Origin of the sequence: Corynebacterium simulans (assembly GCF_001586215.1) — a bacterium.
Classification (GTDB): Bacteria; Actinomycetota; Actinomycetes; order Mycobacteriales; family Mycobacteriaceae; genus Corynebacterium; species Corynebacterium simulans.
Window position 1 is genome coordinate 1,962,121 of the sequence record NZ_CP014634.1, and the last position, 24,024, is coordinate 1,986,144.

The following is a 24,024-nucleotide window of genomic DNA, read 5'->3' on the forward strand; positions in this document are numbered from 1 at the left end:
CCTGTGAAATCATTTGCGTTCTTGTACTTCCATGGTCACAGAGTTTTTGTGGTCTTGCTGATGATGTTGTTTATTGGTTTAGCTCTAGCCTTCTCTGAAGGCTGGCTGCTACGACTTCCCTGGCTTAGCGGCACTGCAGGGGTGAATGTCGGTACCATATGTTCATTTGCTTATGCGGCGTTGCCAGTAACTTTGTTCCGTAATCAGATTTCGGAGTTAGAAGCTCGTTCTCCAAGGAAGTGGTTAGTCGTAGACAGCACGCTTCTCGTTGTCTTGTGGAGCGTCCCTTGGGTATTTTCCCTGACCGGCGTAGGAAGCGTCAGGTTTGCTTATGTATCCACCGTCCTTATGGGAATAACATTTTTCGCAGGCAAATATTTGAACGTGGATACACTCGCATTGTTGCTTATAGCGCAACTCGTCTTGCAAACGGCTCTTTGGCTATCGGCATCCGAAACGAAATGGCGTTTTGTTCTTTTTGCCCTTGCTGTCCCGCCAGGCCATGTCCCACTTTTAATAAGTGGCCTTTCGCTCCTTGTGAGTATTCCTTCTTTGCACAAATTCAAACGGGCTGGAGCTTAGTCAGTGCCGGCAGGCTAGAACTGCTCCTTTCCCTGTCTAGGGGCAAGGGGGAGCTCATGCTCAATCTAGTCAGACCTTTGAAGTGTTGCTGAAGATTCGCATGATGTGTTGGTTGGGGGCGTTAGCTCTTAACCAGCTTGCGAATAGCCGTCATGGCTTCCTCGAGCTTTTCCTTGGCCAGTTCACCGTCTTCGGCAGCGGCACCGGCTACGCAGTGCTCTATGTGGTCTTGGAGGAGCGTTAAGGAGACATTTTCCAGCGCGGAGGTTACTGCGGAGATCTGTGTGATGATGTCAATGCAGTATTTGTCTTCTTCGATCATGCGGTGGATGCCGCGCGTTTGACCTTCGATGCGCTTCAAACGCGCCAAATACTTCGCTTTGTTTTTGCTGTCCGCGTTATACCCATGCACGTGAGGCTCATGGCAGGCGCAGGTATTTTGCTGGTCAGACATGGTTTTCTGCGTTCATCTAGGGGTTCCTTTCAGGGCGATTTTGTAACGCGCGATTACTCCAGTATATTTTTAAGGCGTTGCTCCAAGGCAATGGGCCCCCATCGTCTAGCGGCCTAGGACACCGCCCTTTCACGGCGGCGGCACGGGTTCGAATCCCGTTGGGGGTACGAAGCTTCTTGCTTCATGCCGACCTTTTAAAGGTCAAAATTCAATATGGCCCTGTGGCGCAGTTGGTTAGCGCGCCGCCCTGTCACGGCGGAGGTCGCGGGTTCAAGTCCCGTCAGGGTCGCCATATTGATAAGCCGGTTCCAGTGATGGAGCCGGCTTTTTCTTTTGCTTTCTTTCGTTTAAGTCCCCGCTCGAGATCTACTGGGGCCATCACTGTGTAGGGGTGAGTTGGGGTGGGGGAGTTGTTTCACCGGGGCGGGGCTTAGAGGCGCGGCGCGTGCTTCAAAAACGTCTTTATGGCGACGTAGAGGGCCGCTGAAGCCGTGAGGTGTGGCTCGGCTCGAAGAGGCGGCGTCGGCAAGCGCACGCGCCTTTACAGCGCCTTATATGGCTTGGCCTGAAATCTTTGCGTGTGCGCCTGCCTATATTTTGCGTTGCCTCATGCGGCCTTTTGAAAAACTGGTGCGCAAGAGTAGAGAAAACCGCAGTTAAACTGCAGATTTGTTTGATTTCAGCAACGTTGTGTAAAGTAACTATCCGTGCCCAATGAGGTACGAAAAATTGAAAAATGGCCCTGTGGCGCAGTTGGTTAGCGCGCCGCCCTGTCACGGCGGAGGTCGCGGGTTCAAGTCCCGTCAGGGTCGCCGAAGTCACTTGTGGCTTCTGGCCAGATAGCTCAGTCGGTAGAGCACACGCCTGAAAAGTGTGGGGTCGCCAGTTCGATCCTGGCTCTGGCCACAAATCAACCCCCTTCTGTAGAAGGGGGTTCTTTTGGTTTGCAGAAATGGTTTAATGGGCCACATGACTACTTCTGTTGCACACCAAACTGACGCCTCCCGTTTCGTAATTGCCGTCGATGGGGAAGAGGCCGGCTTCGCGGAGTACGTCGACACTGCAGAAACCCGCGATTTCCACCACACCGTGGTCCACGAGGGCTTCCAAGGCCAAGGCCTGTCCAAACCGCTCATCAAGGCCGCTCTGGAGGATGAATCCACCGCCGGCAAGCGCGTCATCGCCAGCTGTTCTGCCGTCGCGAGCTTCATCGAGAAGAACCCGGAATACCAGCACCTGCTCGAGAACTAAAACCTAAAAGTGGGCCCCACGTTCGTGTGGGGCCCACTTTGCCGCGCTTGGCGACGTCGCAAAGCAACAGCTAGATGTAATAGTCGGGGTCGACGAGCTTGATGCGCTCTTCCTTCTTACGCGGACGGTTCTTTGCTGGAATGCCAATAGCAATGTGCTCTGCTGGCACATCCTTGGTGACAACTGCGTTTGCGCCAATAGCAGAGCCCTCACCGATGGTGATGGGGCCTAGCACCTTAGCGCCAGCGCCAATCGTGACGTTGTCTTGGACAGTGGGGTGGCGCTTGGTTTGGGTGAGCACCTGGCCGCCCAACGTGACGCCGTGATAGATCATCACACCCTCGCCGATTTCGGCGGTCTCACCAATGACGATTCCCATGCCATGGTCGATGAAGAACCGACGTCCAATGGTGGCTCCAGGGTGGATTTCGATTCCGGTCCAGAAGCGATTGATTTGCGCAAGGATGCGCGCAGGGCCGCGCCAACCGCGCTTCCACATCCAATGACAGATGCGGTGCACCCAGATGGCATGCAGGCCAGAGTAGACTATGGCGTTCTCCACATCTCCTCGGGCCGCGGGATCATGGTCACGGGCATTCGCCAAATCCTCGCGAATCATCTTTAGGACGTTCATGTGGTACATACTACTGGCAAAGAAAAAGCACCCACCAACAAGATGGGTGCTTTTCATTCAAACGACAGGAAAATTATGCCTCGCGGATGTCCTCAAACAGGACGGTGGAGACATAACGCTCACCAAAGTCCGGCAGAACCGCAACGATGGTCTTGCCCTCGAACTCTGGGCGAGCAGCCAGCTTGAGTGCTGCGGAGATGTTTGCGCCGGCGGAAATGCCCACCAGTAGGCCTTCCTCGGTAGCTAGCTTGCGGGAGGTCTCAATTGCCTCTTCGTTGGTGGCGGTCATGACCTCGTCGAGCAGCTCGCGGTCTAGTACCTCTGGGACGAAGTTTGCGCCGATGCCCTGAATCTTGTGCGGGCCAGCGTGGCCTTCAGACAAAACAGGGGAGTCAGCCGGCTCGACGGCAACTAGGTGGAGGTCGGCATTCTTGGACTTCAGGTAGCGACCAACACCGGTGACGGTGCCGCCGGTGCCGACGCCGGCGACGAAAGCATCAACCTTGCCTTCGGCGTCGTTCCAGATCTCTGGGCCGGTGGTTGCCTCGTGGATCTTCGGGTTTGCCTTGTTGGCGAACTGGGAAGCCAGGATGGCGTTGTCGTTGTTGGCGATGATCTCATTCGCCTTGTCGACGGCGCCCTTCATGCCGGCTGCACCTGGGGTCAGGACGATCTCTGCGCCATAAGCACGCAGCAGCACCTTGCGCTCGTTGGACATGGTCTCCGGCATGGTGAGGATGACCTTGTAGCCAAGGGTGGCGCCAGCGAAGGCGAGCGCGATGCCGGTGTTGCCGGAGGTGGCCTCGACGATGGTGCCGCCCGGCTTGAGCTCGCCGGCTTCTACCGCGGCGTCGATAATAGCCTTGCCAATGCGGTCCTTAACGGAGTTAGCAGGGTTGAAGGATTCGACCTTCACCAGCACCTCTGCGCCGAGGCCCTCCGTCAGGCGGTTCAGGCGAACCAGTGGGGTATTGCCGATGGTTTCCAGAATGTTGTTGTAGACAGCCACTTTGAGGACTCCTTGGAAAATATCTTCGTGCGTACCCTAGCTACTGTACACCACGCTACTAGACAAAGCGGTACATAACTTCTGAACCGATCATTCGGGCACTGGCTGTGGGATTTGGATCGCGCTTTGGCAGTAAGGCGATTTATTCTTACCCCCATTGGCCGGTTATACTGCGGGGAACGTGTTCTTTTACCCCCGAATCGCATGGTGGGTATGGGTGCACCTACTGGTTACCCCCAACTAGGAGAGAGATTCTCATGGAGCCGCATCGCCTCAAAGATGACGACGAAGCCGTACGCGCCGCACTGTCTTCCCTGAAGACCGCAACCGGCATTCCCGTCACGATGTACGGAACCCTGCTTCCCGATAATCGTCTGCAGATCACCCAGTGGGTCGGCCTGCGCACGCCGGCTTTGCAAAACCTGATCAGTGACGCCGGAGTCGGAGTGGGCGGCCGTGTTGTCAGCACGCGCCGTGCAGTAGGTGTTTCGGACTACGCTCGTGCGACCACCATTTCGCATGAAAATGACCGCTACATCCAGGACGAAGGGCTGCATTCCATCGTGGCTGTTCCGGTCACGGTGCAGCGTGAGATCCGCGGTGTCCTCTATGTCGGCGTGCACTCTCCGGTACGCCTGGGAGACAAGGTTATTGAGGAAGTAACCATGACCGCCCGTTGTCTGGAGCAGGATTTGGCGGTTAATTCCGCGATGCGCCGCGCCGATGGCGGTAAGGGCGGCGCTGCCCGCGGCCACGTCATGAATGGCGCGGAGTGGGAGCAGGTGCGCTCCACGCACTCCAAGCTGCGAATGTTGGCTAACCGCGTAGACGACGAGGATCTGCGCAAGGAACTTGAGGCTTTGTGCGATCAGATGGTTTCTCCGGTCCGCGTTAAGCAGTCTACGAAGCTTTCCGCCCGTGAGCTTGATGTCCTGTCTTGCGTGGCGCTTGGCCACACCAACGTCGAGGCGGCTGAGGAAATGGGCATCGGTGCAGAGACCGTGAAGTCCTATTTGCGCTCTGTGATGCGCAAACTCGGTGCGCATACCCGTTACGAAGCGGTCAATGCCGCTCGCCGTATCGGCGCATTGCCCTGATATACATGGTTCTTCTACCCGGATGCCCCTGAAACTTGCAGAAGTTTTTCAGGGGCATCCGGTAGTTTAGGAAGATGTGAAAGACCAATTTATTGTCTCTGGTGGTGCACGGCTCGAAGGCACGGTTGTAGTTGATGGCGCGAAAAACAGCGTCCTGAAGCTCATGGCCGCCTCGCTTTTGGCGGAAGGCACCACGACGTTGACCAACTGTCCGCAGATTCTCGACGTCCCGTTGATGCGCAAGGTTCTAGAAGGCCTAGGCTGCGAAGTAACTATCGACGGCGACGTCGTTACGATTACCGTCCCCGAAAAGCTCCACTCGAACGCGGACTTCGATGCTGTACGTCAGTTCCGCGCTTCTGTTTGCGTGCTGGGACCCCTGACCTCTCGCTGCGGTCATGCGAAGATTGCCCTCCCCGGTGGCGATGCCATCGGTTCGCGCCCGCTGGATATGCACCAATCGGGTCTGGAGAAGATGGGTGCACGTACCCATATTGAGCATGGCGCGGTAGTAGCTGTGGCCGATGAGCTCCACGGCGCCAACATTCGCTTGGACTTCCCATCCGTCGGTGCAACCGAGAACATTCTTACCGCCGCTGTTCTCGCAGACGGTGAGACCGTCTTGCGTAATGCAGCCCGAGAGCCAGAGATCGTTGATCTGTGCATGATGCTCAAGGAGATGGGCGCAGATATCGAGGGCGAAGGCACCTCCACCATCACGATCCGCGGCGTGGAAAAGCTGCATCCCACCGAACACAAGGTGATTGGTGACCGCATTGTTGCCGGTACCTGGGCCTATGCTGCAGCGATGACGCAGGGGGATATCACCGTCGGCGGTATCGCGCCGCGTCACCTGCACCTTCCATTGGAGAAGTTGAAGTCCGCCGGCGCGGAAATCGAGGACTACGACAACGGTTTCCGCGTTCGCATGAACGGCCGACCAACTGCGGTGGATTACCAAACGCTTCCATTCCCGGGTTTCCCAACTGACTTGCAGCCAATGGCGATTGGCCTATCTGCCGTAGCCGAAGGCACCACCGTCATCACCGAGAACGTCTTCGAGTCGAGATTCCGCTTCGTTGATGAGATGCTCCGTCTCGGCGCCGATGCGCAGGTGGATGGCCACCACGTTGTCATTCGTGGTCAGCAGCGACTTTCTTCCACCCATGTTTGGAGCTCCGATATTCGTGCCGGCGCCGGGTTGGTGCTCTCCGCACTGTGCGCAGATGAAATAACGACCGTTCACGACGTCTTCCACATCGATCGTGGCTACCCGCACTTCGTTGAGAATCTCTCGCGTTTGGGCGCTGACATCAAGCGCACACAGGAGCCGAAGGCCTACTAAGCGCTTGCCGACGCCCCGTCTATCCCTAGTATGCGCCTAAAAATGCGGTTTGTACTGGGGATTTGTATTGTTCGTGGGGTGGGGGCTAAATTAATTCAAGTCGCAACGAGGTGGCCGCAAGGTTAACAAGTTGAGACGAGGATGAATTCTTCTTCACGGATTTGACACTAATCAAAGAAGTGAGTAAGTTATTCCGAGTCGCTTCGAGAGCGAGGAGCTGGATGGAAGGCTTCTGGTTGTCGTTGTCGTGATGATGTCTGAGAACTCAATAGTGTGCCAATGTACTTTTTTCTGCATTGTGTGGTTGATTGTGATTGTGCTGGTCATTCTGGATGTTTGGCTGGTGTGGTGTGTGCCGGATCGGGCCTTGTGGGCGCGATTGTAAATAATTAAGTTTGTTTGGTATGCATTTTTAAGTCATGTTGGCTGCATTTTTGTGGTTTGACTGCCCCCTTTATTTTTGCCCCGTCGGGTTGGGGGTGGTTGTGATTTTTCTTTGTATAGTAATTTTTTGGATTTGCCAGCCTTATTGAGCATTCATTGTGATGGGTGTTTGGTTGGTTTGTCTTTTTGTTAGGTTTGGGCTTTTCACGGCCTGATTTTTTGGCTTTGTGCTGAAATTTTTTTGTGGAGAGTTTGATCCTGGCTCAGGACGAACGCTGGCGGCGTGCTTAACACATGCAAGTCGAACGGAAAGGCCTCAGCTTGCTGGGGTACTCGAGTGGCGAACGGGTGAGTAACACGTGGGTGATCTGCCTTGCACTTCGGGATAAGCTTGGGAAACTGGGTCTAATACCGGATAGGACAGCTGTTTAGTGTCAGTTGTGGAAAGTTTTTTCGGTGCAAGATGAGCTCGCGGCCTATCAGCTTGTTGGTGGGGTAATGGCCTACCAAGGCGTCGACGGGTAGCCGGCCTGAGAGGGTGGACGGCCACATTGGGACTGAGATACGGCCCAGACTCCTACGGGAGGCAGCAGTGGGGAATATTGCACAATGGGCGGAAGCCTGATGCAGCGACGCCGCGTGGGGGATGAAGGCCTTCGGGTTGTAAACTCCTTTCGACAGGGACGAAGCTTTTGTGACGGTACCTGTATAAGAAGCACCGGCTAACTACGTGCCAGCAGCCGCGGTAATACGTAGGGTGCGAGCGTTGTCCGGAATTACTGGGCGTAAAGAGCTCGTAGGTGGTTTGTCGCGTCGTCTGTGAAATTCCGGGGCTTAACTCCGGGCGTGCAGGCGATACGGGCTGACTTGAGTGCTGTAGGGGAGACTGGAATTCCTGGTGTAGCGGTGAAATGCGCAGATATCAGGAGGAACACCGATGGCGAAGGCAGGTCTCTGGGCAGTAACTGACGCTGAGGAGCGAAAGCATGGGTAGCGAACAGGATTAGATACCCTGGTAGTCCATGCCGTAAACGGTGGGCGCTAGGTGTAGGGGGCTTCCACGTCTTCTGTGCCGTAGCTAACGCATTAAGCGCCCGCCTGGGGAGTACGGCCGCAAGGCTAAAACTCAAAGGAATTGACGGGGGCCCGCACAAGCGGCGGAGCATGTGGATTAATTCGATGCAACGCGAAGAACCTTACCTGGGCTTGACATATAGCGGATCGCTGCAGAGATGTAGTTTCCCTTTGTGGTCGTTATACAGGTGGTGCATGGTTGTCGTCAGCTCGTGTCGTGAGATGTTGGGTTAAGTCCCGCAACGAGCGCAACCCTTGTCTTATGTTGCCAGCATTTGGTTGGGGACTCATGAGAGACTGCCGGGGTCAACTCGGAGGAAGGTGGGGACGACGTCAAATCATCATGCCCCTTATGTCCAGGGCTTCACACATGCTACAATGGTCGGTACAACGCGCAGCGACACTGTGAGGTGGAGCGAATCGCTGAAAGCCGGCCTTAGTTCGGATTGGGGTCTGCAACTCGACCCCATGAAGTCGGAGTCGCTAGTAATCGCAGATCAGCAACGCTGCGGTGAATACGTTCCCGGGCCTTGTACACACCGCCCGTCACGTCATGAAAGTTGGTAACACCCGAAGCCAGTGGCTCAAACTCGTTAGGGAGCTGTCGAAGGTGGGATCGGCGATTGGGACGAAGTCGTAACAAGGTAGCCGTACCGGAAGGTGCGGCTGGATCACCTCCTTTCTAAGGAGCATTATTTTGCCCACAGTTGTGGGTGTGTTGGTTGAGTGCACATGTGTTGTGCTGCCAACGGTATTTTTTAATCGGGTGGAGACACACCTTAAACAAGAGCAGTTAGTCGTTTATTACACAGTGTGGGAATAGTTTTTAGGTACGTGGTGCATTGTTGGGTGTCTGGGGCATTATTGTCCTGGTGTTGCCTAGTTGCTGACGCAATCATGGTTTGTTGTGTGGTTGTTGTTGGTGGTTGGGTGTTGTGTGAGAACTGTATAGTGGACGCGAGCATCCCCAAATGATGGTGCTTTTTAAGGCAGTGTTGTTTGGGTGTGTAATTTCTTTATTCTTTTGTGTTTTGTGTAGTTCACGCCAGCACGATAGTTAAGGAATGGGCTGTTTGCTTTGTTTCTTGTTGTTGTGTTGGTTGTGTGTTCGTTATTTAGGGCGCATGGTGGATGCCTTGGCATGCTGAGCCGATGAAGGACGTGAAAGGCTGCGTTAAGCCTCGGGGAGTTGTCAATTAAGCGTTGATCCGAGGATGTCCGAATGGGGAAACCTGGCACTTGTTATGGAGTGTTACCCTTCAGTGAATTCATAGCTGTTGTGGGGGCAACGCGGGGAAGTGAAACATCTCAGTACCCGTAGGAGAAGAAAATAATAATGATTCTGCTAGTAGTGGCGAACGAACGTGGATGAGGCTAAACCGTGTGCATGTGATACTTGGTAGGGTTGTGTGTGCGGTGTTGTGGGCCTTGATGTGCAGCGACTACCATCGTTGCGTCTTGTTGTTGATGTTAGGTGAAGTGGTGTGGAAACGCCTGCCGTAGAGGGTGATAGTCCTGTAGCTGAAGACATTGATGATGGGGTTGTCAAGTTGCCCGAGTAGCAGCGGGCTCGTGGAATCTGCTGTGAATCTGCCGGGACCACCCGGTAAGCCTAAATACTCAGTGTGACCGATAGTGGATAGTACCGTGAGGGAATGGTGAAAAGTACCCCGGGAGGGGAGTGAAATAGTTCCTGAAACCATGTGCTTACAATCCGTCAGAGCACCTTTTGTGTGTGATGGCGTGCCTTTTGAAGAATGAGCCTGCGAGTCAGCGGCATGTCGCGAGGTTAACCCGTGTGGGGTAGCCGTAGGGAAACCGAATCCCAATGGGGTGGCAAGTGGCATGTCCTGGACCCGAAGCGGGGTGATCTACCCATGGCCAGTGTGAAGCAGCAGTAAGATGCTGTGGAGGCGCGAACCCACGTAGGTTGAAAACTGCGGGGATGAGCTGTGGGTAGGGGTGAAAGGCCAATCAAACTCCGTGATAGCTGGTTCTCCCCGAAATGCATTTAGGTGCAGCGTCGCATTAGCTTGGTGGAGGTAGAGCTACTGGTTGGTTGAGCGGGACTACAATCTTAGCAATGTCAGCCAAACTCCGAATGCCATTAATGTGTTGTGCGGCAGTGAGACTGTGGGGGATAAGCTTCATAGTCGAGAGGGAAACAGCCCAGATCGCCGGTTAAGGCCCCTAAGGGTGTGCTAAGTGGAAAAGGATGTGGGATCGCGAAGACAGCCAGGAGGTTGGCTTAGAAGCAGCCATCCTTGAAAGAGTGCGTAATAGCTCACTGGTCGAGTGGTTCTGCGCCGACAATGTAGTGGGGCTCAAGCACACCGCCGAAGCCGCGGCAATAATATTTTATTGGGTAGGGGAGCGTCGTGCACGTGTTGAAGCGTTACCGTAAGGAGGCGTGGAGTGTGTGCGAGTGAGAATGCAGGCATGAGTAACGAATTGGAAGGTGAGAATCCTTCCCGCCGGATGACTAAGGGTTCCTGGGTCAAGTTCGTCTTCCCAGGGTGAGTCGGGACCTAAGGCGAGGCCGACAGGCGTAGTCGATGGATAACCAGTTGATATTCTGGTACCCGAGTATATGCGCCCCTGATAAAGCACTGATACTAACCACCACAAGCACCTTTTGATGACACTTTGTGTTGTTGGTTGGTGTGCGTCGTGGGGCCTGATGTGTGGTTCAAGCGATGGGGTGACACAGTGGGGTAGCCATGCCACTTACTGGATTGTTGGTGTAAGCGTGTAGCTTAGGGTGTAGGTAAATCCGCATTCTTTTAGGTGAGACGTGATGCGTAGCCTTAATTGGTGAAGTTGGTGATCCCGTGCTGTCGAGAAAAGCCTCTAGCGATGTATATACTCGGCCCGTACCCCAAACCGACACAGGTAGTCAGGTTGAAAATACTAAGGCGTTCGGGTGAACTGTGGTTAAGGAACTCGGCAAAATGCCCCGTAACTTCGGGAGAAGGGGGACCACATGGCGTTAACACTCTTGCGGTGATAAGCGTTGTGGGGTCGCAGAGAATAGAGGGGAGCGACTGTTTATCAAAAACACAGGTCCATGCGAAGACGTTAAGTTGATGTATATGGACTGACGCCTGCCCGGTGCTGGAAGGTTAAGAGGACCGGTTAGCCCATCTTTGATGGGCGAAGCTGAGAATTTAAGCCCCAGTAAACGGCGGTGGTAACTATAACCATCCTAAGGTAGCGAAATTCCTTGTCGGGTAAGTTCCGACCTGCACGAATGGCGTAACGACTCCCCTGCTGTCTCAACCACAGGCCCGGTGAAATTGCACTACGAGTAAAGATGCTCGTTACGCGCGGCAGGACGAAAAGACCCCGGGACCTTCACTATAGCTTGGTATTGGTGTTCGGTTCGGTTTGTGTAGGATAGGTGGGAGACTGTGAAGCTATCACGCCAGTGGTGGTGGAGTCGTTGTTGAAATACCACTCTGATCGGATTGGATACCTTAACCTTGGCCCATGATCTGGGTTGGGGACAGTGCCTGGTGGGTAGTTTAACTGGGGCGGTTGCCTCCCAAAATGTAACGGAGGCGCCCAAAGGTTCCCTCAGCCTGGTTGGCAATCAGGTGGTGAGTGTAAGTGCACAAGGGAGCTTGACTGTGAGAGTGACAGCTCGAACAGGGACGAAAGTCGGGACTAGTGATCCGGCACCTACTTGTGGATGTGGTGTCGCTCAACGGATAAAAGGTACCCCGGGGATAACAGGCTGATCTTCCCCAAGAGTCCATATCGACGGGATGGTTTGGCACCTCGATGTCGGCTCGTCGCATCCTGGGGCTGGAGTAGGTCCCAAGGGTTGGGCTGTTCGCCCATTAAAGCGGCACGCGAGCTGGGTTCAGAACGTCGTGAGACAGTTCGGTCTCTATCCGCCGCGCGCGTTGAAACTTGAAGAAGGCTGTCCCTAGTACGAGAGGACCGGGACGGACGTACCTCTAGTGTGCCAGTTGTTCCGCCAGGGGCATCGCTGGTTGGCTACGTACGGAAGGGATAACCGCTGAAAGCATCTAAGCGGGAAGCCTGTTTTAAGATGAGGTTTCATTCGAGGTCCCCTAAAGACTATGGGGTTGATAGGCCAGACATGGAAGCATCGCAAGATGTGAAGTCTACTGGTACTAATAGACCAAAACAAACACACACAACGTGCAACACACAAACAAACAAAAAAGATGATTACGTCATGCACGCGTCCACTATGCAGTATCTGACACAACACTTAAAAGGGCAACACAGCCCCGAAAGTTTGTCGGTGGTTAATAGCGGCAGGGAAACGCCCGGACCCATTCCGAACCCGGAAGCTAAGCCTGCCCGCGCTGATGGTACTGCAACCGGGAGGTTGTGGGAGAGTAAGTTACCGCCGACATAAAACAATAAACACACAACTCAATACACAAAGAAGGAAGGCAAGCAACCAAACATGCTGGTTGCTTCCCTTCCTTCTTTTTCGTTTTCTACTATTGAACCAACACCAGCCAGCCACGACTATCGGCACGACGTTCCCCTTCGCCTTATCGTTTGTCGACCTGCATTCGAGCCATCCAACCAGCCCACAACGCCCGGTTACAGCGGCTTTAATGGTTCGAATACTGCTTATTTCAGCACGGAAACTATTAACCGGCATCTCCGGTCTGCGCGCAGCGGGGAAAGCGGAGTAGTTCAACGTAGCGTTGATGAACCTTGGAGAAGAATAGGAATCTTCTTAGCAGTCATACGTCGGTCGAATGTGGCAGCTAGACTAGGACGGATAGCTTTAAAATCACCATTAACCAGAGGAGATTTCCTGCATGTGTCCACCGGAGAGGGCAGCGGCGCGCGCCGTCGAACTGTTTAAGCAATACGGACAAGGCGATACCGCTGTTACCGCATTGGACCATGTCAACGTGGTCTTCGAGCGCAATAAATTTACTGCCATCATGGGACCGTCGGGCTCAGGTAAGTCCACGCTGATGCACACCATGGCCGGTCTTGATTCAGCTACTAGTGGCTCAGCCTTCATCGGTGACACGGATATGTCGCAGCTAAATGACAAGTCCATCACCGCACTGCGCCGTGACCGCCTAGGGTTCATCTTCCAGTCTTTCAACTTGGTACCAACCCTAACTGCGGCGGAGAACATTACCTTGCCAATGAACATCGCTGGCAAAGAAGTAGATAAGTCCTGGTTCGATGAGGTGACTACCCGCCTGGGATTGGCACAGCGCCTGAGCCACCGTCCAGCAGAGCTTTCCGGCGGCCAGCAGCAGCGCGTGGCGTGTGCGCGTGCGCTTGTATCCCGCCCAGAGATCATCTTCGGCGATGAGCCCACCGGCAACCTTGATTCCAATTCTTCCGCGGAGGTTTTGGCTATTCTGCGCACCGCAGTAGATCAAGATGACCAGACCGTCGTCATTGTCACCCACGATGCCAAGGCTGCTTCCTATGCGGATCGCGTCGTATTCTTGGCCGACGGCAAGCTTGTCAACGAGCTACAGAACCCAACCATGGAATCCATCCATAAGGTCATGGCGGAGATCGAAAGCTAATGGCAAGGAATACCACCATGCGCAAGGTTTCCTTGCGCAACATCGTCGCCCATAAGCTCCGCCTTGCGTTGACGCTGCTCGCAGTGGTCCTTGGCACCGCCTTCATCGCGGGCTCTTTCATGTTCACCAATTCCCTGTCGAATACTTTCGATGCGGCGGTTACCAATGCTTTTACTGGCGTTGACGCCGCCGTCAGTAAGAAGGATTCTGGCCCGGACCTGGATGAGAAGATGCGCCAGGACCTAGCCAACGATGACAAGGTTGGCAAGGTCAACATCGAGAGTGCCCAAAATGTCGTCGTAGCCAACGACAAGGCCGAGGCATTCCAGACCACCGGCGGTGGGGCGAGCGTTAGGCCCTACTACAAGGCCGAAGAGTCGGTAGGTGAGCCCGGCGAGATTATAGAGGGCGAGGCGCCCCAAGGCACTGGCGAGGTCACCATCAACGATGCCGCAGCAGAAAAGTACGGCGTCACCGTTGGCCAAAAGCTGCTCGTTGTCCACCCCGACAAACGTGATGAGGTCACTGTCGCCGGCATCGAGAAGCCAGCCGTGGATGCAGGTCCAAGTATTACCCTGCAGATGGATAACAAGGCCTTCGTTGAACGCTACGGAAACTCTCAGCAGCTGAAGGTCTCTGCCGCTGAGGGTGTAAGCCCAGAGCAGCTCGTCGATCATCTCAACGCCACCTACGACGTTGAGGCGGAGTCCGGCGAAAAGCTTGCAGAGGAAATGTCGGATGCTATTTCTTCGGCGCTGAAGTTCGTCAATTACTTCCTCATTGCCTTCGGCCTTATCGCGCTGTTGGTAGGCACCTTCATCATTGCGAACACCTTCTCCATGATCGTCGCACAGCGCACCAAAGAGTTCGCGCTGTTGCGTGCGCTGGGCGCATCGCGCCGACAAATTACCCGCTCGGTCGTCGTTGAGTCCTTCATCGTGGGCTTTTTGGGCTCCGCGGTGGGCGTCGTCGCCGGCATGGGCCTGGTGGCGATCATCAAGGCTGTGCTTGCATCCCGTGGCATGCCTGCAGATAGCGGCCTCGGATTGAGCCCGCTTGCGGTCATCGTGCCCATCATTCTGGGCACCGTGGTTACGGTGGTTTCCGCATGGGCACCAGCCCGCCGTGCGGGTGCAGTCGAGCCGGTTGAGGCCATGCGCACCACGGAGTCCGCAGCGGCGAGCTCGCTGAAGGTGCGCACGATCGTCGGCGGCTTGCTCATGGGCTTGGGCGTCATCTTCGTCATCGCCGGCGTGCTTGTCGACGCCGCGACTGGCATCCGCGCCGGCCTCGTCGGCCTGGGCGCGCTTAACTTGCTCGTCGGCTTCAGCCTCGCAGGCCCCGCACTTTCACTACCCATCGTTCCTACCTTGGGCCGAGTTATCGGAGCGCCTTTCGGGGCCATCGGCAAGCTGGCGTCTACCAACTCCAAGCGCAACCCGCGCCGTACCGCTGCAACCGCCTTCGCGCTTACCCTTGGCGTTGCCCTCGTGACTGCCATCGGCATGCTGGGCGCCACTATGAAGTCCTCCGTTGCGGAGACGATGGAGAAGGACATCAGTGCCGATTACCTGCTCTCCGGGCCTTCTCAGGGCAGTTTCCCCACTCCGGTAGAGACTGGCGAGCGCGCCGCCAAGGCCGAGGGCGCTGGCGAAGTCGTTACCGTTGGCACCGCGCCGGTGAAGGTCGAAGACCAAGCCTCGTTGAACTATGGCCCTGAATACACCATGTCGGAGACGGTTGATTCCAACCCACAAAACATCTTCATGCTCAATATGGTGGAAGGCGATAGCGACATCGCCGAGGGCGGTTTCATCGCCGATGCCACCACCGCAGGCGAGCAAGGCTGGAAGGTCGGCGAGAGCTACGAGCTTTCTGGCATGGTTCCGGGTAAGACTACAAAGGTCGAGCTGAAGGGCATTTACGAGGACTTCCAGATGCTGCCCAAGCTGGCGGTTTCCCAAAAGGACGTCGAGAAGCTACTGCCTGGCGACGCCCTGACCGTAGCGATGGTTGGAGTCAATGCGGCAGAGGGCGTCGACTTGGAGCAACTGCGCACCAACCTGGAGGAATCTGTCAAGGACCTCGTGGTGGTGCAGGTGGCTTCCGGTGAAGAATACGCCGGCGAGGCCGCAAGCATGATTAACCAGATGCTGACCATTCTCTACGCGCTGTTGGCGCTTGCGGTCATCATCGCGGTGCTTGGCATCGTCAATACGCTGACCCTGGGCGTTATCGAACGCCGTCAGGAAATTGGCATGCTGCGCGCCGTTGGTACCCAGCGCCGTCAGATCCGCACGATGATCACCCTGGAGTCCGTCCAGATTGCAGTATTCGGCGCAGTGGTGGGCATGATTCTGGGCCTGGGCCTGGGCTGGGCCTTTATCAAGGTACTGTCCGAAGAGGGGCTTGGTGGCGCCGTTATTCCGTGGGGCATGCTGACCATCTTGCTGGCAGGCTCTGCCGTGGTTGGCGTGCTGGCCGCGCTATGGCCAGCACATGGTGCATCCAAGACTCCGCCTTTGGATGCAATCGCGGACTAGAAGTTCTGATAGATAATCGGAGCCCACATCGCCCCGCGCCAAGCTAGAACGATGCCCAGCGCGAGGGTGAAGAAGAGGTACTGGATACACTTCCAGTACCTCTTCTCTTTAAGCATTTCTCCGAGCTCCTTGGCAAGGGTCGACCACGTGGAAAGCCCGCCGGCGAATCCGACGATGGCTAGGGGATAGAGGACCTCGCTAAGCGCGCCGCTTACTTGCTCAATAAAGCCGTAGGCCAAACCGATAGCGAGCGCGCCACACATATTTGCGGCGAAGGTGCTAACCGGAGAGGGCAGTACCTTGGTGAAACCGTAGCGGGCCATGCCGCCGAGGAAGGCGCCGGAGAGGATGTAGAGAACAATCACTTGGCGCCTACCTTGTCACCCAGGAGATAGGCCATAACGCAACCAACCACTGTTGCCAGCACGTAGCAGCCAGCCTGCGTGGCAGTAACGGAGGCGGTTAGGAAAGCGAACGTGGCGAAGCTGGTAAAGCCGCCGAGTACGCCCGTGCCCCAGAAGGGTCCCGGCTTGAAATAACCCATCAGGGCGCTGCCCAAGATATTTATTAAAAGCAGCGGAATCAGTCCTCCGCCCAGCAGGGATGACAAAAAATAGCGGGCCACGGCGCCTAACGCGGCACCGGACCCGACTACTAGTGCTTGAGGCATGGCCTACATATTACTTCCACTCCATCTGCTGGGAACGGACGAACGCCTCAACTTCCTCAACTGGCTTGTTGAGCTTGGGATCAAACTTCAAATAGGCCTTGGTCTCGCGGGCGATGAGAACGAATGGACCCCAAATCACCCCGGCGATGCTTTCGAGAATATTTGTCACTGATTCCATGCTGAAAAACTACTACGTGACAGAAAATAAACGAGGGGATTTGTGGATCTGGTTCACATTTTCCCCCTTGTGGGGGTTAAAAGTCCTGCAAAACTCCACGTGGCTTGGCAAGCTTAGGCCACACCTTTATCACGCTTTTATATCCCCCTATAAGGAGCAGTCCATGGCACATGAACGAGCTGGCCAGCTTGCGCAACCAAGTGACCTCATCGATATCGCGGAACTTGTCACCGCCTACTACACCCGTGTTCCCGATGTAGAAAACCCGGATCAGCAGGTGGTCTTCGGTACCTCTGGTCACCGCGGTTCGGCCTTGGACGCTGCTTTCAATGAACAGCACATTCTGGCGATTACCCAGGCCATCGTGGATTACCGTAAAGAGCAGGGCACCCGGGGCGCAATCTTTGTCGGCCGCGATACCCATGCGCTTTCGGAGCCAGCCATGGTCTCTGCACTGGAGGTCCTGCTTGCAAATGAGGTTGAGGTGCGTGTCGACGACCGTGGCCGCTACACCCCGACCCCTGCTATCTCGCATGCCATCCTGACGCACCCGGGTACTGACGGCATCGTCATTACGCCTTCGCATAACCCGCCACGCGATGGCGGCTTCAAGTACAACCCACCAACGGGCGGGCCCGCCGATACTGTTGCCACGGATTGGATTGCGGCGCGCGCCAATGACTATCTGCGAGAAGGTCTTGCCGGTGTTGCCCGTGTAAACGTTTCCGGCGTGTTGGACGAGCGCTGCGTAAAGCACAATTACGTCGATTCTTACGTGGCCGATCTGCGAAACGTCGTGGACATGGATGCCATCAAGAAGGCCGGCCTGCGCATCGGCGCTGACCCGATGGGCGGTGCCTCGGTGGACTATTGGGCGGCCATTGCCGAGCATTACGATCTGGACCTTACGGTGGTAAATCCGGCGGTGGATGGAACCTTCCGCTTCATGACGCTCGATACCGATGGCTTGATTCGCATGGATTGCTCCTCGCCGAACGCTATGGCCTCGCTCATCGCAAACCGCGAAAAGTTCGACCTGGCCACCGGCAACGACGCGGATGCGGACCGCCATGGCATCGTCACCCCGGATGCCGGGCTGATGAATCCAAACCACTACCTCGCAGTGGCCATTGACTACCTGTTTAGTCACCGCCCACAGTGGGGCAATGCTGGCGTGGGCAAGACGTTGGTTTCTTCCTCCATGGTGGACCGTGTCGTCGCCAAGCTCGGGCGCGAGCTGGTTGAGGTGCCTGTCGGCTTCAAGTGGTTTGTGCCTGGCCTTCTAGATGGCAGCATCGGCTTCGGCGGGGAGGAATCTGCTGGTGCTTCCTTCCTGCGTTTCGATGGCTCCGTGTGGTCTACCGATAAAGATGGCATCATCATGGATTTGCTCGCTGCTGAAATCACTGCGGTAACCGGCAAGAGCCCGTCGCAGCGCTACGCGGAGCTGGCTGAAGAATTCGGCGCCCCAGCTTATGCGCGCACCGATGCACCCGCTGACCGCGCGCAAAAAGCCATCCTGAAAAAGCTTTCCCCGCAGCAGGTAGAGGCCACAGAGCTAGCCGGCGAGGAAATCACCGCTAAGCTCACCGAGGCGCCCGGAAATGGGGCTGCCATCGGTGGCCTTAAGGTGACAACCCGCAATGCTTGGTTTGCCGCGCGCCCATCCGGCACGGAAGATAAATACAAGATTTACGCGGAGTCTTTCCTGGGTGAGGGACATCTCAGGAAAGTGCAAGAAGAAGCACAGGCACTTGTTACCCAAGTACTAGAAGTTTAGGGCTAAACTATCTCGGGTGACTAAGAAAATCGACAAGAAGCTGATCCTGGACGTCATCAGTGCGTTCGCTCGCTTCTACATGGCTTATATCTGGATTAAAGCCGGTTACGCCAAGTTGGGTGAAAATCTTTCAGTAACCCAATCTATTAGTGCTTATGAAATCTTCACACCCGAGTGGTCTGAATATCTTGCGCATCTAATCGCCCCATTGGAAATCTGTGGTGGCGTCCTGCTGCTTCTAGGTCTTTTCTTGCGTCCGTCCTCTAAGGTTGCCACTTTTGTTCTTTTGCTGTTCATGATCGGCATCGGGCAAGCTTGGGGCCGCGGTTTGGGAATTGATTGCGGATGCTTCACAGTCAATCCTGACGAAGATGCGCAAGTGATGAACTATATGCAGACTCTTGCTCGTGATACGTTCTACCTCATCTTGACGGTGTGGACGATTAAGCGTCCGTTCAACAAATTTGCGTTGCACCCTTAGACTCTTAGAACAAGCCATTTAAAAGGAGAATGCCAGTGGCAAAAGTAACTAACCCGAATAGCAAGGGTAACTCGGGCTTTATCTGGGCAGTTGGAGTTCTGCTCGTTATCGCGGCCGTCGTTATTGGATACATCGTTATCAGCGGCAAGGACGCAAAGTCCGACAAGATTGCAGAAAACGCAGTCGACGTCACCATGGAAACCTCTGTTGATGACAACGGAGTTGTGACGTTGAAGAGCGCAAAGACCAAGGAAAGCACCCCAGAAGTAGACCTCTACGAGGACTTTTCTTGCCCTCACTGCGCTGAGCTCGCTGAAGGTAGCGACAAGCCGATGAAGGAAGCCGTAGAAAACGGCGAGCTCGTGGTCAACATTCATACGTTGAACTTCTTGGATCTGCGCGGTGTCGACCTTGAGAAGTTCATGTCTGATGAAAGCATCAAGCTCGAGGGACATTCCTCGAAGGCTGCATCCGTGATGGACATTATTGCTCGCTCCGGTGATGCGAAAACCTACTGGAATATGCGCGCCTACCTTCTTGAGAACCAGCAGTCTGTCGGCTCCTGGGACTTTGACGACTTTGCAGAAGCGGCAAAGGGCTTTGGTGCGGACGACGATGTTACCAAGAAGGTCAAGAACACCAACGTGGATGCCGGCAACGAAAATGGTCGCGCTAACGCCAAGAAGCTGAAGGATACGACTGGTTCTGTGTCTTCGCCGCGTGTACTGAAGAACGGCAAGGATATCGATCCTCCTAAGGGTACGCCGGTGTCTCAGTGGAACTTCGTTGAGCAGGTTGTTAAGTAAGACAGCCTGATACTTAACCAGAATTCAATGGGCAGCCCGTTCCGGCTGCCCATTTTGCTGTCCAACAGGCGATTTGGTTTAGCTCGATGGCCTTTGGTACCTTTATCTCAGTTGCTAGCGCGAGTGCTTCGCGTTAGGAATGGGGCTATGGCGCAGCTGGTAGCGCATCACACTGGCAGTGTGGGGGTCACGGGTTCGAATCCCGTTAGCTCCACAGATGAGGGCCGTCACTTTTTGTGGCGGCCCTTCTTGTGTTTTCGCGTGTCAGTAACGCGTACCGTGGTTGGTATGGAGACTTTTAATAAGCGCGTTCGCACTGCCGACCAAGCTGGCGCCGAGGCAGCGGGGCTGCGGTGGCTGGCGCAGGCGCGGTCTGACGTTGTTGTTGAGGTAGTAGGGGTGGGGGAGCGCTCGATTAGCACCCGTCGCGTTGCCGAGGCGCGGCCGACGGCTAATGCCGCGCAGGCTTTCGGGCGGGCGCTGCGGGAGGTGCACGCTTCTGGTGCGGATGCTTTCGGTGCGGCCCCGGAGGGGTGGACGGGCCGCAATTATATTGGCCGTGTTGAGCAGGAATGCCGGCCGGTCGAGCACTGGGGCGATTTTTATGTGCACCAGCGGGTGCTGCCCTTCGTGGAGGCTAATGGTGCGCTGGATGAGGGCTACCGGGACGTCGTCAAGCGCACCTGCGATGCGGTGCTAAAGCGGCATTGGGATGGGTGTCCCGCGCGCATCCATGGCGATTTATGGGCTGGCAACGTGCTTTTTACTGCCGATAGCGCGGTCATGATTGACCCGGCCGCCCACGGCGGGCACCCGCTGACAGATCTGGCCATGCTTGATCTTTTTGGCGTGCCCTACCTGGACGATATCTACCGCGGATATGGGCTGGCGCCCGATGAAAAGCGTTGGTTCCCGCTCCATCAGCTACATCCCCTTGCGGTACACGCGCTGACCCATGGCGTGGCCTATCATCGCGCGCTTGGCGACGCCGCGCATGCCGCCCTGGAGCTTTTAGAAGGGTAGGCAGGCCGAGTTAAACCCAGTGCGCGTTTATAGGGAGTGCGGGCCCGGCGGCATGATGCGCTTGTGCGCGCCGCGATGCCAGAGCTCTTCGATACGGGTACGGGCAGAGTCCGGGACCTCTTTGCCCTCAAGGTAGTCATCGATATGAGCGTAACTTACCCCGAGAGCTTCCTCGTCGGGCAGCTGCGGGCGGTCTTCCTCTAAATCTGCCGTGGGGATTTTCTTCCACGTCGACTCCGGCGCACCCAGGTGGCGCAGCAGCTGGGCACCCTGGCGCTTGTTGAGCCCTTCCAGCGGCACGAGGTCGGCCGCACCATCGCCCCACTTGGTGAAGAAGGCCGCGAGGTTCTCAGCAGCGTGATCGGTGCCGATGACCAGCGCGCCGACCTCACCGGCGATGGCGTACTGTGCTGTCATGCGCAGACGGGCCTTGACGTTTCCGCGGTTGAAATCCCCTAAGCCCGGCTTGTCCAGGCTCTTCGCCACGGCGTCGTCAATGCCCTGCGTGGCTGGGGCAATATCCACCGTTAGACGATGATCCGGCTGGATGAAATCAAGGGCAATCTGTGCGTCCGCTTCATCGACCTGCACGCCGTGCGGCAGACGTACAGCCCAGAACTGCGTGCCTTCCACCTTCTCCACCGCCATTTGTGCCAAGCGGCCGGCGAGGGTGGAATCTTGCCCGCCTGAAATGCCCAGGACGAAACCTTTGGCGCCAGTGTTGCGCAGATAATCCGCAAGGAAGTTAACGCGCGATTCCACTTCTTGTTCTGGATCGATTAAGGGTTTAACACCCAGGGCTTTTATGATGCTTTCTTGCAACGGAAGTCCAGTTTGCGACATGACGCCCATGGTAGCGGGCTGCAAGGATGAACGAGTGAGAATTAAAACCTATGTCAAAGTCGTCGCCGCAGTCGCCGCACTAGGTGGCCTCCTCTTTGGCTACGACACCGGCGTTATGTCCGGTGCGCTGCTATTCATCGGTCCCGAATTCGACATGAATGCCAACCAGGAGGGCTGGGTTACCTCCATGCTCTTAGTTGGCGCCGCCGTCGGCGCGCTCGTTGCCGGCCGCGTCGCGGATGCAATCGGCCGCCGCAAGACCCTGATTCTCGGTGGCGCAGTATTCGTCGCTGGTTCGGTGTGGTGTGCGCTTGCCGGTTCTGTTGTGGCACTAGCTGCCGCCCGCACCTTCCTGGGGGTTGCGGTAGGCGCAGTATCCATTGTTTCGCCGATGTATATCTCCGAAATTTCCCCAGCGCGTGCCCGCGGGCGCCTGGTTTCGCTGAATACCTTGATGATCGTTGTCGGTCAGCTGGTGGCCTACCTGGTCAACTCCGCGCTCGCCGGCACCGGCTCATGGCGGTGGATGCTAGGTCTTGCCGCCGTTCCTGGCGCCATGCTCGCCGTGGGCATGACCTTCCTGCCTGATACACCGGCCTGGCTGCTAAAGAAGCATCGCATCGACGAGGCCTGGAAGCTTGCCGCGCGCGTCGGTATCTCTGGAACCGAGCTCGGAACCGCTGGGGCGGCGGGAGCTTCCGGAGCCGCAAAACGCGGCGAATGGGCGCGCCTAAAGGAAGAACGCTGGCTGCAAGTGACCGTGCTGCTTGCCATGCTGATGGGGCTTACTCAGCAGATAACCGGCGTTAATGCCATCGTGTACTTTGCCCCGACCATGATGAGTCAGGTGGGTATTTCTACAGCGAACGCCGTGTATACCTCCATCCTCATCGGCACCGTCTCCGTAGTCGCCTGCTGGTTGGGCCTGAAAGTCGTCGACCGCATCGGGCGCAAGCGCCTGCTCAGCATCGGCCTGACCGGAAACGTCATTTCCTTGGTCGTTCTTTCCATCGCGTACCGCTTTGCCGAGGGCTCAACACCTATGGCGTTGTTGTCGCTGGCGTTTATGGCCCTTTTCATTGCTTTCCAGCAGGCCGCTGTATCGCCGACCACCTGGCTGCTCATCTCCGAGCTCGTTCCCCCTGAGGTCCGCGGCATCGGCATGGGTATCGCCGGGCTTTCCCTGTGGGTAACCAACTGGGCGGTCGCGCAGTTCTTCCTGCCAATGGTCGAGTGGTTGACTGGTCCCGTTGCCTTTATGATCTTTGCTTTCTTAGGCTTTGCGGCGATCGCTTATACCAAGCTGTTGGTGCCGGAGACGATGGGCCGTAGTCTGGAAGAAGTAGGCGATGAGATGCAGGAGCGCTACGCTAATTAATCAGTGTTTTGGTTATGGCGCGCGCGTGGGGTAAGATTTTTCCTCGTGTCATGGCCGTAACTTTGATGGCTGTGCTTTAAAAGTATTCAACCGCATGAAGTTTGCGCATAACGAAAGGAGCGCCCGATGAAGGTTCGTAAGTCTCTTCGGTCGCTGAAGAAGAAGCCGGGCGCCCAGGTTATTCGCCGCCACGGTAAGGTCTTCGTGATCAACAAGAAGGATCCGCGCTTCAAGGCTCGCCAGGGCTAGAAGCATCGGCTTTCTTGATTAGAAGCACCCTCCTAGGACTTCGGTTCTAGGCGGGTGCTTTTCTTTTACGCTTGCCGACGTCGCCTTGGCTGCCCGATCCGCATCTCCTGTTGCGGGTGTTTTTAAAACGATCGGTGGGCAAAGAATTGGTGACAATAGTGTTCTTTGTCACAACTTTAGGTTGCCGGCAGGTAAACTTGCAGGAGTCTCATCGGTGTAATTTCATGGCCGAGCGTCGGGCGGGTCAACATGTGGGGTCTGGGTAGATAACATGCTGGGAATATCACGAATGTAACTACTATATGTAGTATGGGTTGCAGCTTTTTGCCACAAAGTATAGTGTCGTTCGTGTCGTTCCGGTGGGCTGGATAAAGCGCTAAAGGCGCACCTAGTTAGGCCGGATAACCCTTAAAAACTTGAACTAGCGTCAAAGGACTTTCATCATGAGCATCACTCTCTACACCAAGCCAGCTTGCGTCCAGTGCAACGCTACTAAGAAGGCCCTCGACCGTGCTGGCCTTGAATACACCTCTGTAGACGTCACCCTTGATGATGATGCTCGTGACTACGTCATGGCACTGGGGTATGTGCAGGCGCCGGTCGTTGAGGCTAATGGTGAGCACTGGTCTGGCTTCCGCCCAGAGCGCATCAAGGAGCTGGCCGCTCTAAGCGCCACCGCTTAAACGGGGCAGGG

The 24,024-nt window shown here is 55.9% G+C and carries 20 protein-coding genes, 5 tRNA genes and 3 rRNA genes; 21 read left to right on the plus strand and 7 right to left on the minus strand.

The window, feature by feature from the left end; genetic code table 11:
- Positions 1–3: 3 nt before the first annotated feature.
- Positions 4–582 (plus strand): hypothetical protein, encoded by a 579-nt coding sequence (locus tag WM42_RS13295; RefSeq protein ID WP_141741014.1) that lies wholly within the window; start codon positions 4–6, stop codon positions 580–582.
- Positions 583–703: 121 nt separating this feature from the next.
- Here the strand turns inward: WM42_RS13295 and WM42_RS09070 are convergent, their stop codons facing one another.
- On the minus strand, positions 704–1,036 hold the full coding sequence (locus WM42_RS09070; RefSeq protein ID WP_062037355.1) for a metal-sensitive transcriptional regulator: 333 nt from the start codon (positions 1,034–1,036) through the stop codon (positions 704–706).
- Positions 1,037–1,130: 94 nt separating this feature from the next.
- Here WM42_RS09070 and WM42_RS09075 point away from each other — a divergent pair.
- The 5 genes from WM42_RS09075 to WM42_RS09095 all read left to right on the plus strand — a co-directional run bounded on the left by WM42_RS09075 (position 1,131) and on the right by WM42_RS09095 (position 2,287).
- Positions 1,131–1,203, plus strand: a tRNA-Glu gene (locus tag WM42_RS09075).
- Between the two features lie 48 nt (positions 1,204–1,251).
- Positions 1,252–1,328 (plus strand) — tRNA-Asp (locus WM42_RS09080).
- Positions 1,329–1,774: 446 nt separating this feature from the next.
- A tRNA-Asp gene (locus tag WM42_RS09085) sits at positions 1,775–1,848 on the plus strand.
- 21 nt (positions 1,849–1,869) lie between these two features.
- A tRNA-Phe gene (locus WM42_RS09090) sits at positions 1,870–1,942 on the plus strand.
- A gap of 54 nt (positions 1,943–1,996) precedes the next feature.
- Positions 1,997–2,287, plus strand: coding sequence for a GNAT family N-acetyltransferase (locus tag WM42_RS09095; protein ID WP_061924476.1), 291 nt, complete (start codon positions 1,997–1,999; stop codon positions 2,285–2,287).
- Between the two features lie 70 nt (positions 2,288–2,357).
- Here the strand turns inward: WM42_RS09095 and epsC are convergent, their stop codons facing one another.
- Both epsC and cysK read right to left on the minus strand, forming a co-directional pair.
- Complete coding sequence (gene epsC / locus WM42_RS09100; RefSeq protein ID WP_096337004.1) at positions 2,358–2,921, minus strand: serine O-acetyltransferase EpsC; 564 nt, start codon at positions 2,919–2,921, stop codon at positions 2,358–2,360.
- A 73-nt stretch (positions 2,922–2,994) separates the two neighbouring features.
- The gene (gene cysK, locus WM42_RS09105) at positions 2,995–3,930 is read right to left on the minus strand and encodes a cysteine synthase A (RefSeq protein ID WP_062037359.1); all 936 of its coding nucleotides are present in this window, start codon (positions 3,928–3,930) and stop codon (positions 2,995–2,997) included.
- Positions 3,931–4,187: 257 nt separating this feature from the next.
- Here cysK and ramA point away from each other — a divergent pair, with 257 nt between their 5' ends.
- The 7 genes from ramA (at position 4,188) to WM42_RS09140 (ending at position 15,922) form a co-directional block, all read left to right on the plus strand.
- Entirely contained in the window at positions 4,188–5,027 is an 840-nt protein-coding gene (gene ramA, locus WM42_RS09110) for an acetate metabolism transcriptional regulator RamA (RefSeq protein WP_061924468.1), read from the plus strand.
- Between the two features lie 76 nt (positions 5,028–5,103).
- Positions 5,104–6,372 carry a UDP-N-acetylglucosamine 1-carboxyvinyltransferase gene (murA, locus tag WM42_RS09115; protein ID WP_062037362.1) on the plus strand — a complete coding sequence of 423 codons (1,269 nt, stop codon included), beginning with the start codon at positions 5,104–5,106 and terminating at the stop codon, positions 6,370–6,372.
- 624 nt (positions 6,373–6,996) lie between these two features.
- Positions 6,997–8,512: ribosomal RNA gene (locus WM42_RS09120) — 16S ribosomal RNA — on the plus strand.
- A gap of 422 nt (positions 8,513–8,934) precedes the next feature.
- Positions 8,935–11,995, plus strand: a 23S ribosomal RNA gene (locus WM42_RS09125).
- Between the two features lie 107 nt (positions 11,996–12,102).
- Positions 12,103–12,220, plus strand: a 5S ribosomal RNA gene (gene rrf / locus WM42_RS09130).
- Together the 16S, 23S and 5S rRNA genes form the textbook arrangement of a ribosomal RNA operon.
- 421 nt (positions 12,221–12,641) lie before the next feature.
- Positions 12,642–13,379, plus strand: a complete 738-nt coding sequence (locus WM42_RS09135) for an ABC transporter ATP-binding protein (RefSeq protein ID WP_062037365.1) — start codon at positions 12,642–12,644, stop codon at positions 13,377–13,379.
- Complete coding sequence (locus WM42_RS09140) at positions 13,379–15,922, plus strand: ABC transporter permease (protein ID WP_062037369.1); 2,544 nt, start codon at positions 13,379–13,381, stop codon at positions 15,920–15,922. The genes WM42_RS09135 and WM42_RS09140 overlap by 1 nt, the downstream gene beginning before the upstream one ends.
- Here WM42_RS09140 and WM42_RS09145 read toward each other — a convergent pair.
- The 3 genes from WM42_RS09145 to WM42_RS13370 are packed head-to-tail and all read right to left on the minus strand — an operon-like array spanning position 15,919 to position 16,761.
- Positions 15,919–16,287: a fluoride efflux transporter FluC gene (locus tag WM42_RS09145; RefSeq protein WP_082787668.1), complete on the minus strand. Its 369-nt coding sequence runs from the start codon at positions 16,285–16,287 to the stop codon at positions 15,919–15,921. The two genes, WM42_RS09140 and WM42_RS09145, sit on opposite strands and share 4 nt — an antisense overlap.
- The gene (locus tag WM42_RS09150; RefSeq protein WP_062037374.1) at positions 16,284–16,592 is read right to left on the minus strand and encodes a fluoride efflux transporter family protein; all 309 of its coding nucleotides are present in this window, start codon (positions 16,590–16,592) and stop codon (positions 16,284–16,286) included. Before WM42_RS09150 ends, WM42_RS09145 begins: the two co-directional genes overlap by 4 nt.
- Before the next feature lie 10 nt (positions 16,593–16,602).
- Positions 16,603–16,761: a hypothetical protein gene (locus WM42_RS13370; protein WP_158510270.1), complete on the minus strand. Its 159-nt coding sequence runs from the start codon at positions 16,759–16,761 to the stop codon at positions 16,603–16,605.
- Between the two features lie 172 nt (positions 16,762–16,933).
- Between WM42_RS13370 and pgm the strand changes: the two genes are divergently transcribed.
- From pgm to WM42_RS09175, 5 genes are all read left to right on the plus strand, one after another.
- Positions 16,934–18,550, plus strand: coding sequence for a phosphoglucomutase (alpha-D-glucose-1,6-bisphosphate-dependent) (gene pgm / locus WM42_RS09155; protein ID WP_062037377.1), 1,617 nt, complete (start codon positions 16,934–16,936; stop codon positions 18,548–18,550).
- Positions 18,551–18,566: 16 nt separating this feature from the next.
- Positions 18,567–19,031 carry a MauE/DoxX family redox-associated membrane protein gene (locus WM42_RS09160; protein WP_062037380.1) on the plus strand — a complete coding sequence of 155 codons (465 nt, stop codon included), beginning with the start codon at positions 18,567–18,569 and terminating at the stop codon, positions 19,029–19,031.
- Positions 19,032–19,060: 29 nt separating this feature from the next.
- Positions 19,061–19,837, plus strand: coding sequence for a DsbA family protein (locus tag WM42_RS09165; RefSeq protein WP_070497994.1), 777 nt, complete (start codon positions 19,061–19,063; stop codon positions 19,835–19,837).
- 141 nt (positions 19,838–19,978) lie between these two features.
- Positions 19,979–20,051, plus strand: a tRNA-Ala gene (locus WM42_RS09170).
- Positions 20,052–20,125: 74 nt separating this feature from the next.
- Complete coding sequence (locus WM42_RS09175) at positions 20,126–20,860, plus strand: fructosamine kinase family protein (RefSeq protein ID WP_062037387.1); 735 nt, start codon at positions 20,126–20,128, stop codon at positions 20,858–20,860.
- Between the two features lie 27 nt (positions 20,861–20,887).
- On the opposite strand, the gene nadE is transcribed toward WM42_RS09175, so the two are convergent.
- Positions 20,888–21,712 (minus strand): NAD(+) synthase, encoded by an 825-nt coding sequence (nadE, locus tag WM42_RS09180; protein WP_062037391.1) that lies wholly within the window; start codon positions 21,710–21,712, stop codon positions 20,888–20,890.
- Between nadE and WM42_RS09185 the strand changes: the two genes are divergently transcribed.
- From WM42_RS09185 to nrdH, 3 genes are all read left to right on the plus strand, one after another.
- Positions 21,711–23,081, plus strand: coding sequence for a sugar porter family MFS transporter (locus WM42_RS09185; protein WP_062039351.1), 1,371 nt, complete (start codon positions 21,711–21,713; stop codon positions 23,079–23,081). The genes nadE and WM42_RS09185 overlap by 2 nt on opposite strands.
- 126 nt (positions 23,082–23,207) lie before the next feature.
- Positions 23,208–23,330: a type B 50S ribosomal protein L36 gene (gene ykgO, locus WM42_RS09190; RefSeq protein ID WP_003847162.1), complete on the plus strand. Its 123-nt coding sequence runs from the start codon at positions 23,208–23,210 to the stop codon at positions 23,328–23,330.
- A 443-nt stretch (positions 23,331–23,773) separates the two neighbouring features.
- Positions 23,774–24,013, plus strand: coding sequence for a glutaredoxin-like protein NrdH (nrdH, locus tag WM42_RS09195; RefSeq protein WP_061924430.1), 240 nt, complete (start codon positions 23,774–23,776; stop codon positions 24,011–24,013).
- The last annotated feature ends 11 nt before the right edge of the window (positions 24,014–24,024 follow it).

What these genes read in the sequence shown, in the direction of transcription:
- WM42_RS09070 (WP_062037355.1), bottom strand. Translation starts at nt 1,036, where the DNA reads ATGTCTGACCAGCAAAATACCTGCGCCTGCCATGAGCCTCACGTGCAT.
- WM42_RS09095 (WP_061924476.1), top strand. Translation starts at nt 1,997, where the DNA reads ATGGGCCACATGACTACTTCTGTTGCACACCAAACTGACGCCTCCCGT.
- epsC (WP_096337004.1), bottom strand. Translation starts at nt 2,921, where the DNA reads ATGAACGTCCTAAAGATGATTCGCGAGGATTTGGCGAATGCCCGTGAC.
- ramA (WP_061924468.1), top strand. Translation starts at nt 4,188, where the DNA reads ATGGAGCCGCATCGCCTCAAAGATGACGACGAAGCCGTACGCGCCGCA.
- WM42_RS09135 (WP_062037365.1), top strand. Translation starts at nt 12,642, where the DNA reads ATGTGTCCACCGGAGAGGGCAGCGGCGCGCGCCGTCGAACTGTTTAAG.
- WM42_RS09140 (WP_062037369.1), top strand. Translation starts at nt 13,379, where the DNA reads ATGGCAAGGAATACCACCATGCGCAAGGTTTCCTTGCGCAACATCGTC.
- WM42_RS09150 (WP_062037374.1), bottom strand. Translation starts at nt 16,592, where the DNA reads ATGCCTCAAGCACTAGTAGTCGGGTCCGGTGCCGCGTTAGGCGCCGTG.
- pgm (WP_062037377.1), top strand. Translation starts at nt 16,934, where the DNA reads ATGGCACATGAACGAGCTGGCCAGCTTGCGCAACCAAGTGACCTCATC.
- WM42_RS09165 (WP_070497994.1), top strand. Translation starts at nt 19,061, where the DNA reads ATGCCAGTGGCAAAAGTAACTAACCCGAATAGCAAGGGTAACTCGGGC.
- WM42_RS09175 (WP_062037387.1), top strand. Translation starts at nt 20,126, where the DNA reads ATGGAGACTTTTAATAAGCGCGTTCGCACTGCCGACCAAGCTGGCGCC.
- WM42_RS09185 (WP_062039351.1), top strand. Translation starts at nt 21,711, where the DNA reads ATGGTAGCGGGCTGCAAGGATGAACGAGTGAGAATTAAAACCTATGTC.
- nadE (WP_062037391.1), bottom strand. Translation starts at nt 21,712, where the DNA reads ATGGGCGTCATGTCGCAAACTGGACTTCCGTTGCAAGAAAGCATCATA.
- ykgO (WP_003847162.1), top strand. Translation starts at nt 23,208, where the DNA reads ATGAAGGTTCGTAAGTCTCTTCGGTCGCTGAAGAAGAAGCCGGGCGCC.
- nrdH (WP_061924430.1), top strand. Translation starts at nt 23,774, where the DNA reads ATGAGCATCACTCTCTACACCAAGCCAGCTTGCGTCCAGTGCAACGCT.